Source organism: Microcoleus sp. B7-D4 (assembly GCF_036705125.1).
Lineage (GTDB): Bacteria > Cyanobacteriota > Cyanobacteriia > Cyanobacteriales > Microcoleaceae > Microcoleus.
Map to the genome: position 1 here is coordinate 1 of NZ_JAUBTT010000158.1, position 10,765 is coordinate 10,765.

The window sequence follows — 10,765 nt, forward strand, 5'->3', positions numbered from 1 at the left end:
GTTGACTGTTGACTGTTGACTGTTGACTGTTGACTGTTGACTGTTGACTGTTGACTGTTGACTGTTGACTGTTGACTTGGTGTCGAAAAACTCAATGGTTGACTGTTGACTGTTGACTGTTGACTGTTGACTCGGTGTCGGAAAACTCAATGGTTGACTCTTATCCGATGCAACGGGAAACGATATCACTCATTATCAAATTGTTTGAGTTCGACGTTTAAGAGTTTTGAGGACTTCCGTCCTCACTAAGTAAGTAGGTGCAAATAAACATTACATGGTTCGGGCGGGTGAGAGGACTCATCTACTCGCTTCGATCGTGGATCTTAACTCAACCCTCCCTGATAAGATACTATGGTTATTTGGCGATGACCTACTTACAAACTTAAAGTTCGCGATCGCACTTCGACTCAAGACAGGGGGTTTCGGGTTCGCTCAACCACCGGGTTTTTTACTGAATCTGCGAGCTCGAACCAAGTATTGCTGTGAAAAAACCAAGGTGAGGATTACCTGTGGATCGTGAACTAACTTAATTAGATTACGATCGCCCAAATGTTAGCACGATCGCACTATCCACAGCAGCACACACCCGAAAAATCTATATTTACCTGCGATTCAACTCCATCCTTTCGCCGTAACGTAACAGCATATCCAAACTCTCCAAACGATTTTGCCAAGTTTGCACTTGATAGCTATTTTCGGCAGAATGCAAGCGCATCGAAGATTGAAATTGAGATTGAAAACTCCCCAACAATCTTTTAGCAGTTGCTAAACTTTCCGTAGAAGGATTTGCCGCCAACTTGCTCAAAGCTTGCGCCAATTCATCGGCTCGACTTTGCAAAACTTTTAGTTCAGATTCCGACACCCGCAACTGATTGTTAGCCAACAAAAAACTCCATTCCTGCTTGAGAGCAGTATACCGCGAAGCCGCCGCCGCAAACGGCTGTCGGTAAGGAATCGGCTCTGCAGCAGAAGTGGAACGCACTGGCGGGCCTTGAGTGCGGTTAAAAAAGCCCTGCATCCCGCTGCTGATACTTTCCACCGCAAAAATAGCATAGCCCCCTGTCGGCAAATCGCGCAAAGCTTGAATTTGGTCGATCGCCACAACTTCCGGGAGAGTCAACAACTTAACCGACGGAGAAATCAAAGCCGAACCGAGCATTTGTTCCTTTACCAGCGGTTCCGTAATGCGCTGAAGTCGGTTCGTATCCAAAGCATAAGTCATCGGCACAATCAAATCTACAATACCTTGACGAGCCCAAACTTCCCAATTTTGCTGAATTTTGTAAATCCGCTGACTTTCCGGGTGAGGAAACACCGCCACCGACAGAATAGTGCGCGGATAATTCTGCCGCAAAAGCTGAGAAACTTCAGCTACAAAACTATTAATTTGATTAGTTTTAAACTCAACCCACTGCCGCCATAAACTGCCGGAACTCGGCGAAATATTCACCGGATCTACACCAGTCAACTGCTTAAATTGCTGCCTCCCCGCAATACCGTAACCGTAAGTAAAATTCGCATTGTCATCTTGAAAAGGATAGCGAATATAGTCTAATTGCACCCCATCTACTTTGTAGTTGTTGGCAATTTCGCTGACAATTTGCAGCAAATAATTACGTGCTTCCGGATTCGCCGGATCGAGATAAAATTTACCATCGTTAGGATTTTGCCTGCGTCCTTTATTGTCAATATTTGCCCAATCTGGATAAGCGGAAAGCACCGGCCCAGGATAAGAACTAGGCTGGCCAATTAAAGTATTGTGGCGCTTATTTCCTGTGGCAAAAACCCAAACCCAAGCGTGCAGTTCCATGCCTCGCTCGTGGGCTAATTTAACCGCAGATGCTAGCGGGTCCCAGCCAACAGTCAGGGGATTTTGTTGCGGTGCAACTTGACTGGGATAAATGGGATATCCGGCATTCAAAGTTTCAAAGAAAACAGTATTGATACCGGCGGCGGCGAGTCGATCGAACACTGCCGCCAAACCCTGTTCAGATCGCGCTGCGACGATCGTCCCGCGATCGAGCCAAACCGCGCGAATTTCCGCCCCAACGCGCTGTCCTTCCTTCGGGTAATTTTCCCACAGCAACTGCCGCGCTTCCACCCACTGCGATCTCGCCTCCGCGTAGTTTTGCTCTTGCAGGAGTTGGTCGAAAGTTTGCAGAACCTGCCGCGCTTGGGCGATCGCCCGTCCCCTGATCGCTTGCAGAACAGGGGTGCGGCTGGCTGCCGGGCCGCCACCGCCCTGTTCTGCAGCCAGCAGTTGAGGGGAGGTAGCAGCATTAAGATTGATGGCGGTATTGGCTGAATTAGATGCTGTCAAGGCGCTTTCAAACCGGCCGAGGAGGTTAGTGAGTTCTTGGCGCATCAAGTACGCTTCAATGCTGACGATCGGCTTATTGGAATTGGGCTGCACGTCCAAACCCGCCGGCGCCGCCTGATCCGAAGGGTCTGTAAAAGTTGCAGGTACTGGATCGGGAACCGAGCCAGAGGGAGAAAGTCGGCTCAGCGGGGTAGTACGCGGCAAACTAGGGCTGTTTCTACTGACTCTGGAGGGGGGAGTTGGCAGTGGGGTTCCGGCAGCAGTGGGCGGCGCTACAGGCTGCGAAGCGATTGTGCCTCCCCAGCGGGCGATCGAGGCTTGCAGCCAAGCCTTATCTACATTTGCCGAACCCTCGCTACCCCAGCGCCAGCCGAGATATGTAGCGCGATCCGTGGCGATGGCTGCGGAGGAACCGGAACTATCTTTCCAAGTAGCAATAGTTTGACTGTTTGCATCAGCCGGAATCAAGACACCGCCTTGGACTGAGGCATTTTTTTGTTCTGGGGGCATCCAACTGCTAGAAGTTTTGCAAGCGAGATCCCGACAGCGGCTGCGCGGTTGCGGAGTCGCCGGTTGGGTTAACGGAAAAGCCCAATAGGCCCCAAGGAGCGATCGCAAAGATTGGCGCACCAAGGCCGGGGAACTGCGGCCGACTGGGCCCGAAGCAATCAAGCGGCCGCCTTGGGAGACCCAAGCTTCTAAAACTTTAATTTGCGTCGGACTCAAAGTTTCAATGTTGGGTAAAAACAGCACGTTAACGCCTGTTAAATCCGCCAAATTTTTGATTTCTTCGAGATTGATTGGTTTGTAAGCAATGCCGCTTTCCCAGAGGCGCGTGGTAATCTTTACCCAGTCGGGAGAATTCTCGGAACTGCGAACAACGCCCAGAACTACTTCTGCGAAACTCGGAGAGGGAAATAGGATGAAGAGATTGAGTAATGTACTCGCTAGAGTTCCAATTAAGACTCTTTGCAAGAAAGTGAAAAAGCGATTTTTTTTAGCCTGGGAGCAGGCATCAGGCATTTGATCGGGATTTTTGATTTGTTGCATCATAAATATGAGAATTACTCACCACACCGCTAAAGAAAATTTCAATAACAATTAAGAGCGATCGATCCGCACCATACAATTGTCTATCCTGCCCTGCAACCTGAATCAGGAAAAAGTGCGATCGATCGATTTTAGATTTTGGATTTTAGATTCTCGATTAAAATGTGGGTGCATTTGCTTGAAAAACCAAAAATACAATTTAGATGCGGGACAGTTGACAGCCCGTTGGTGTCAACAAACACGTTAAACCGACCGTCTCTCTTGTTTGTAGCGAAGTCTAGATCCCCCCTAACCCCCCTTAATAAGGGGAGTAGGGGGTGGGACAGGAGTCTGCTCAAAGTCAACCCCTACTCCCCTTATTAAGGGGGGAAAAACAGAGACCGGACAAATGCGGTGCAAGGGGACAGGAGTCTGCTCAAAGTCAACTCCTACTCCCCTTCTTAATGGGGATTTAGGGGGATCTAGACTCGGCTACAACCCTGATTTAGACATGGTTTCAGGCTTAACTTGACACTAATGCTTACAGTCAACAGCCAACAGTCAACTGTCAACTGTCAACAATTTTCTAAGTTGCAGCTTCATTCACCGGAAATCTATCGATTAACTGCATCGCCCGACAAGCATTCCTCCGCAAAGCATCCGAAACATGAGGAACATGAGGAATCTGAGACAAGAAATCCAAAGTCCGGCGCAAAATCCGCACCACATCCCCTTCATCCAAACTCGTATGGCTAATCAGTTCCAGCCATTCAACACCCAGAGCCCACTGCTCAACCAAAGTCACTAAATCCCGTTCCAGCCAAATCGGGATTGCAGCTTCGTGGCGGTACTGCACTTGAAACAATCGGCGGCGCAGGCCTTTTTGTAGATTGTCCAAAGGTGCCAAAACTTCCGGCGACAGCGAGTAGTGAGTCCAACTGTCGGGCCTGGAAACTTCTGTAACTAAGGCCGCGCAAGCAGCAGCGAGGTGGTGGGGGTCGAGTTCGTCAAACTCTGCAGACATCAGGGACAAACCCAGCCACAGTTCGTTATCGCCACGAATGGCGGCGCAAGCTTGGCCCAAGATTGTGGGTACCAACCTGTCGGAGGAGTCATCTCGGTTTCCAGTTGCCGAAACTACTCTTTCCAAGCAGCCAAAATTCAGCAAGATGTCGATTAAGTTGAGAAATTGCTCCCAGTAGCGAGCTCGTTGCTTTTCTAACTCTTGTTCGCTTTTGCGGATTTCTTTTTTCAATTCTTCCCGGCGGCGCTGGCGTTTGAGCAAAGTACCGGGATTGCCCCATTCTAGAACCGGGTGAATTTCTAGCTTAGCTTCTACGGCTGCGATTTTCCGCTGTTGCTCGATCGCCTCTGGGCTCGGTTCTGGTGCGGGCAATTCTGGGATCGATGCAGCAATTGAAGCAGTTTCTTCATTTGCCAAGCGGCATTGGCCGAGTCTCAGGAGCATTTCCGACGGCGGGTTCAAGGTATCTGCAACGGTCAAGCGGGGTAATTCGGCGTGCAGACTCGCGACATCGCTAATGGCGACGACATACCAGCGGTTATCTTTGCCCAAGCACACCAAATTTGGTGCTTGGCCGGAACCTGGGATTTTGGCAACCAATACGGCGGGTACAGGATTTGTGTGCGATCGTTTAGCTGTCGGAACGTGCTTGCCTTTGAGACTCAGAACCGTGCCGAGCACTGCAAAAGCCACAGCTACGGACATCTCCTTAAATCTGGCTTCTTCAGCTTGCTGCAATAGAGTTTTCAGCAAACGTTTGTCTTCTTTGAGTCTTCCCTGCAATTTTTCGTAATGAGCGAGCTCTTTTTCCAGGGTGGAGACATTTCCTCCGGCCGCCAGGGACTGTTCAAGCACCGCCAATTCTGTTTGCAATCGGTCTAATTCTTCTTGCTGCGGCTGCAAGTACAAGGTAGACAGGTATTGACCAAAACTCCGCTCTACCAACTCTTGAGCTTCGTCGAGAGTGTGAGTTTGCAGCAAATTCAGCACCATGCCGTAGCTGGGAGTAAACTGACTGGCGAGGGGGTCGGCTTTGGCTGTTGCCAAATACGAGGCTTCTTTTGCGCCTTCAAAGCGCGTCTGAACTGCGACCACGTGCCCCAGCTTGTCCATGCCCCGCCGACCCGCCCGACCGGCCATTTGCAGGAATTCTGAAGCGTTTAGCAGTCGGTGTCCCTTGTCGGTGCGCTTGGACAGGGTGGAAATGACTGTGGTGCGGGCGGGCATATTAATCCCGGCTGCTAGGGTTTCGGTGGCAAATACGACTTTTATCAAACCTCTGCCAAAAAGTTCTTCTACTAAACCTTTCCAAGCGGGCAAAATGCCTGCGTGGTGGGCGGCGATGCCTTTTAAAAGTGCTTCTTTTTGACCGAAGCGTTCTGCTTCTGGGTTTCGCTGTAAAAAATCGTCAATGATGCGTTTGAGTTCGGCTGTTTCGGCTTCGTTAACTAGGGAGAAATTGCCGACTTCTGCGACTGCTTGGTCGCACCCGCGACGGCTGAAGATGAAGTAAATTGCTGGTAGCATATCTCGATCGTCCAACCGAGCCAAAACATCGGTCAAACTCGGAGTGGGGATGCTGCCTCTTTCTACTTTTTGCTGCTTCTTTTTGGGGACTAATCGGACATTGGCTCTTTTGCCGGTGTCGTCTAGCAGGGGAAATATCCCTTTTTGGTTGGCGAAGTGGAATTGCAGCGGTACTGGCCGAAAGTCTGAGTAGACGAGCTCTGTGGGCCCGTGGACTTTGTTAATCCAGTCTGTGAGTTGGTCGCTATTGGCAACGGTTGCTGAGAGGGCGAGTAGTTGAATTTCGCTCGAACAGTAGATGATCGATTCTTCCCAGACGGTACCACGCTGGCGATCGTTCATGTAGTGACACTCGTCGAGCACCACGGTTTCGACTCCGGTGAGGGAAGTACCGACTTCTCCGATCGGCGTACCGTAGAGCATATTCCGAAATATTTCGGTAGTCATCACCAAAATCGGCGCATCTCGATTGACGGAGATGTCGCCCGTCAGCAAACCTACGTTGTCGTCTCCAAATTGACTGCGGAAGTCGCGCAGCTTTTGGTTAGAGAGTGCTTTGAGGGGAGTGGTGTAGAAGACGCGCCGCCCTCTGGAGAGTGCTTGATGGATGGCGTATTCCCCGATTAACGTTTTCCCAGAGCCTGTGGGAGCGCACACGACAACGGATTTACCTGCATCGAGGGCGGCGATCGCCTCTCTCTGAAAGTTATCTAGCTCGAAGGGAAATATGGTCTTCAGATCCAGCTCTGGGCGGTTCTGGGCAGTGTCTGGCACAAGGATTATTATAAGGTTGCAGGGTAAGTATGCTTAAATCTTGCTGAAAGCAAGTCAGCAGAGGACTGTATTGATTTTAGACCAACGCCCGCAAATCGGCTATGAAGGAATAAGTCTGTTGGCAGTTGGCAGTTGGCAGTTGGCAGTTGGCAGTTGGCAGTTGGCAGAAGAAAGAAAAAAATTTTGCCTTCTTCCCTCTCCCCTCTTCCCTCTTCCCTCTTCCCTCTTCCCTCTTCCCTCTTCCCTCTTCCTGACATCCGTTACATCCGTTACATAATCCGTTGCCGAACTTCCTTCTCTATGATTCCAGTTATTTCGACTATTCCTGTGGTGCAGCTTGCTTCGGGCGATCGGCTTTCACTGCAAGTCTATCAGTTCCAAGGTGCGATTCCCGGCAAAAAAGCTTATCTCCAATCTAACCTGCACGGCGCTGAGATTAGCGGTAATGCTGTGATTCACCAATTAATTGAGTTTTTAATGTCTTTGGACAGCAGTCAGCTAAGCGGGGAAATTTGGCTAGTTCCTGTTTGTAATCCTGTAGGTGTCAGTCAGCGATCGCACCATTTTTCTCCTGGTCGCTTCAATCTTTATGATGGGGTAAATTGGAACCGGATTTTCTGGGATTTTGAAAAACAAGGGGAAGATATTCTGGGTTTTGCTAATGCTCACATCCATCTCGATGCCGATACTGTCAAAGTTAATTACAGAAAAGCGATTGCTTTGAGTTTTGCCAAAGAGTTGGAAAAAATTAATGCTCCTAGTTGCGCCCCCTACAGCCAACTTTACCGATATCAGCTACAATCTTTGTGTTTGGATGCTGACTACGTGCTGGATTTGCACAGTTCTACGAATCAAAGTTTAGATTACCTTTACTGTTTTAATTCCCGCGAGGACAGTGCGAAAGCTTTTTTGCTCGATCGGGCAATCTTGATGAACGAGTACGACGGCGATGCTTTTGACGAGGCGTTTCTCAAGCCTTGGCTGGCTTTGGAGAAGATTTTAGCAGAGTTGGGAAGTGCGATTCAATTTGACGTGGAAGCTTGGACTTTAGAATTAGGTTCGGGGATGGAAATGAATCCCGAGTCTGTGGCGAATGGCTTGCGGGGCATCAAAAATTACTTAGCCAGTAAGGGTTTATTGAAAATAGATGGATTTCCTCTCCCGAAAACTGCGAATCATCACGTTATTTTTACCCCCAAGAATTCAGTGTTCAAATACTACGCGCCGGCGGGCGGGATGATTCAAAATCGAGTGCAATTGGGGAGTTATGTCAAAAAGGGCGATCGGCTTTATCAAATTCTCAGCTTTAATAAGAATGGGGAATTTCCGAGTTTGGTTGATGTTTGTGCTGAGTCGGATGTTTTCATTTTTGATGTTTCGACAAATCAGTCAGTAAATCAAGGAGAGTATGTGTTGTCTGTGATGGCAGATTGAGTTGTGTGAAGATTGTAGGGGTTCTCGCATTCGGGCGAGAGATTTTGAGGCTAACCCAAGACTTTTAGATCCGAATGCGAGAGTCCAATCCACAATGATAACAACATTCTGTAGGGGCGGGTTTTACCCAAAATCTCAGCCTAAGACCAATAATCTCATAAACCCGCCCCCACCCAACTGTAAATCTCAATCTACCTCTTGCAATAAAAAAGTTACAGTGTCAATATGAAATCAATTATCATATACTATTGAATAGGGCTTGTTTAAATTCCGCTGCACTTTGATAATAAATATCAGGATTGTCAATTAAAGCGCGATCGATAACTGTAGCTAGCGGTTGAGGAATCGCAGAAGTGCGATCGCGCACAGGAACCGCATCATTTTGTAAAACCGCCAAAAACAGGTCTTGCTCCTGCAAATTGCGCGGGGAATATCCCGTTATCATCACATACAAACAAGCCACTCGATTTGCGATTTTGGATTATAAAAACTTCTACTCCCCCCCTGCCCTAGCCCCTTTAATAACGGGAGAACAAGAGTTTGTAAGGTGCGTCAGTGGGGAGATTCTCAATTTTTGAGAAGATAACGGACGCTGACGCACCCTACAATTTAAGGTGACGGTTTATGGTTGAATGAAAATACCGATCGCATTATGAACTCTCGCAGCAGTAGACGGAGGTCGATCGAGCAAACTACCTCCCAAATACAAACTCGTCGAACTTCCCCCATCCAAATTTAAAGCCTCCACAGCACCCATTTGCTGCAATATCTGCGCCAGTTCTGCGAAATTTGGCCCCGCCCCGCCCGCACGATTGTGCACCGCTACAATCAGCAAATTCCCCGCAGCAGTTCGCCCGATCGCACTTCTAATTGCTGTCTGTCTAACATAGGCATCGCTAAACCCTTCTGCCTTAGCATCCAGCACAACTTGACTGTTTTGTACCAATACCGGCCCGCCGCCCAGAATGTACGGAAAACGGTTGAAATCAGCAGGAAAAGTGTTAGTTTCTAAACGCAATAAAGTGCCGATGGAGAGTTCAGATGCAGGAAACAAATCGGCACGCAAAGCCAAAATATAACCGTTAGCTGGAATGGGAAAAGTTGTTGTTCCCGCCGCACCTCCGGGGGATTGGCTGACAACTCGCTCGCCCGCAACTGTCACAACTATTTCATTGCCAGACAACGGAGTATAAGTTGTTCCCCAATCAGAATTGTAGCGACCGATTCCCGGTTGTACGTAGGCACTATTGAGATGAGAAATCGGCAAAATTTGATTTGCCGAAGTGATCGCAGTTTCTTGCAAAGTTAAACGATCGATCGCAAATTCTCCCCGATCGTTCCATGCGATCGCCCCCCGGTTCAATATCGGCCCGGAAAGCCATTTATTTTCCCGCCGAATTGCCCCTAAAGCTAAGCGATTAATTCGATTGAAAAAACCTGCATTAATCGCCGCCGCCGCACCCGAAACTTCTGCTGTTTGCAATAAAGGTGCAGTGCCTTGATCGGCAGGCGGATTGCTGAGAATTGGTCTAATTTTTACACCAGCTTGACGCGGATTAACTTCTAACCAAACTACTGGAAAACGCGCGGTTCCTAAATTCTGATACTGCTGCCGCCACTGCACACCGGGAGCCCAAACAATGTTTTTTTCTACTAACGAATCTGGGCGAATGTCGATAACTAATCGATTGGGATTTCCCAGGGTGAAAACTTGCGGCCGCCAACCCAAAGGAATCGTCACTTTGACTTTGGTTTGAACGCCGTCAGGTTCGACTTTTAGTGATAGCAATTGTTTGCTGGTTGAGAAAGTCTGCTGAATTATGGCGGGTGCGACTTTGGCATCGATCGCGATCGACCATTCTTGATCGGCGATCGGCGCTGCGGGCGTTATTTGCAGCGGGAGAGCGGGTTTGGTCGGGTCGTCTGGTGTTTCGAGGTTTGGCGCTGTGCGGAGGCTTGGGATTGGGATAGCGGGCTTTGTGGGGTCGTCCGGGGGGTTGGGTGTGGGTGTCGGCGACGGGATTGGTTTATCGACAAAGTTGACTTGCCAAGGGGTTGGTCGATCGATATCTACTACAATGCGATCGCCCGATTCTATTTCTGCTTGCCGAATTCCGGTAACACTTGCAGTTTGAGAAGTAATTTTTAGAATATTCCCATCAGCAGATATCTCCCAGCCCGCAAGTCTAGCAAAATCGGTAACATCTAAGTAACGATACGAGCCTGTTGCCCGCGCTGCTAAGCTTTGAGCGCCGATTAAAGATACCGAAAACCACTGCACCGGTTGTTTGATACTGTCGGCGCTGCTAAGCAAATCCACTCCCGCACCTTGCATCAATCCAACGTCAGCAATCCAAGTTCGGAAATTCCCAGAAGTGCTGTTTGCCGGCTGCTGAGTCCAACTTAGGGGGAGAATGCGGCCGTTTAGGGACACTTGGCGGCCTTGTTTGATTATCGAAGATGGCGGTACAGATTGAGCCAAAAACCTATAGTCCGACAGGGAATGAATTCCCTGTCTCATAGCTGAAGTCCTCTCAAGAGGACTATCTGTCAATATTTCAGTCGGTTTTAACTGAGATATTGCACCATTTTCAATTACTTGTTTAGCAACAGGCAAGATGCCTGTTTCACAAGAAAATTCACTCTTTGTGGAACGG

Annotated in this window: 5 protein-coding genes; 1 reads left to right on the forward strand and 4 read right to left on the reverse strand. The window is 48.9% G+C overall.

Features of this window, described 5'->3' with window-relative positions; translation table 11 throughout:
• Nucleotides 1-601 precede the first annotated feature (601 nt).
• Together QUB12_RS35080 and QUB12_RS35085 are read right to left on the reverse strand one after the other, a co-directional pair.
• Nucleotides 602-3,343 (reverse strand): family 10 glycosylhydrolase, encoded by a 2,742-nt coding sequence (locus QUB12_RS35080; RefSeq protein WP_445300698.1) that lies wholly within the window; start codon nucleotides 3,341-3,343, stop codon nucleotides 602-604.
• A 592-nt stretch (nucleotides 3,344-3,935) separates the two neighbouring features.
• Nucleotides 3,936-6,674 (reverse strand): DEAD/DEAH box helicase, encoded by a 2,739-nt coding sequence (locus tag QUB12_RS35085; protein WP_333147716.1) that lies wholly within the window; start codon nucleotides 6,672-6,674, stop codon nucleotides 3,936-3,938.
• A gap of 300 nt (nucleotides 6,675-6,974) precedes the next feature.
• Here QUB12_RS35085 and QUB12_RS35090 point away from each other — a divergent pair, with 300 nt between their 5' ends.
• Nucleotides 6,975-8,108 carry a succinylglutamate desuccinylase/aspartoacylase family protein gene (locus QUB12_RS35090; RefSeq protein ID WP_333147718.1) on the forward strand — a complete coding sequence of 378 codons (1,134 nt, stop codon included), beginning with the start codon at nucleotides 6,975-6,977 and terminating at the stop codon, nucleotides 8,106-8,108.
• A gap of 238 nt (nucleotides 8,109-8,346) precedes the next feature.
• Here QUB12_RS35090 and QUB12_RS35095 read toward each other — a convergent pair whose 3' ends face one another.
• Complete coding sequence (locus tag QUB12_RS35095; protein ID WP_333147720.1) at nucleotides 8,347-8,571, reverse strand: hypothetical protein; 225 nt, start codon at nucleotides 8,569-8,571, stop codon at nucleotides 8,347-8,349.
• 159 nt (nucleotides 8,572-8,730) lie between these two features.
• Nucleotides 8,731-10,765 (reverse strand): phosphodiester glycosidase family protein (locus tag QUB12_RS35100; RefSeq protein WP_333310746.1); only part of this gene is annotated, 2,035 nt, incomplete at its 5' end.

Coding starts and splice junctions, on each gene's coding strand:
- QUB12_RS35090 (WP_333147718.1), top strand. CDS start 6,975: ATGATTCCAGTTATTTCGACTATTCCTGTGGTGCAGCTTGCTTCGGGC.
- QUB12_RS35080 (WP_445300698.1), bottom strand. CDS start 3,343: ATGCCTGATGCCTGCTCCCAGGCTAAAAAAAATCGCTTTTTCACTTTC.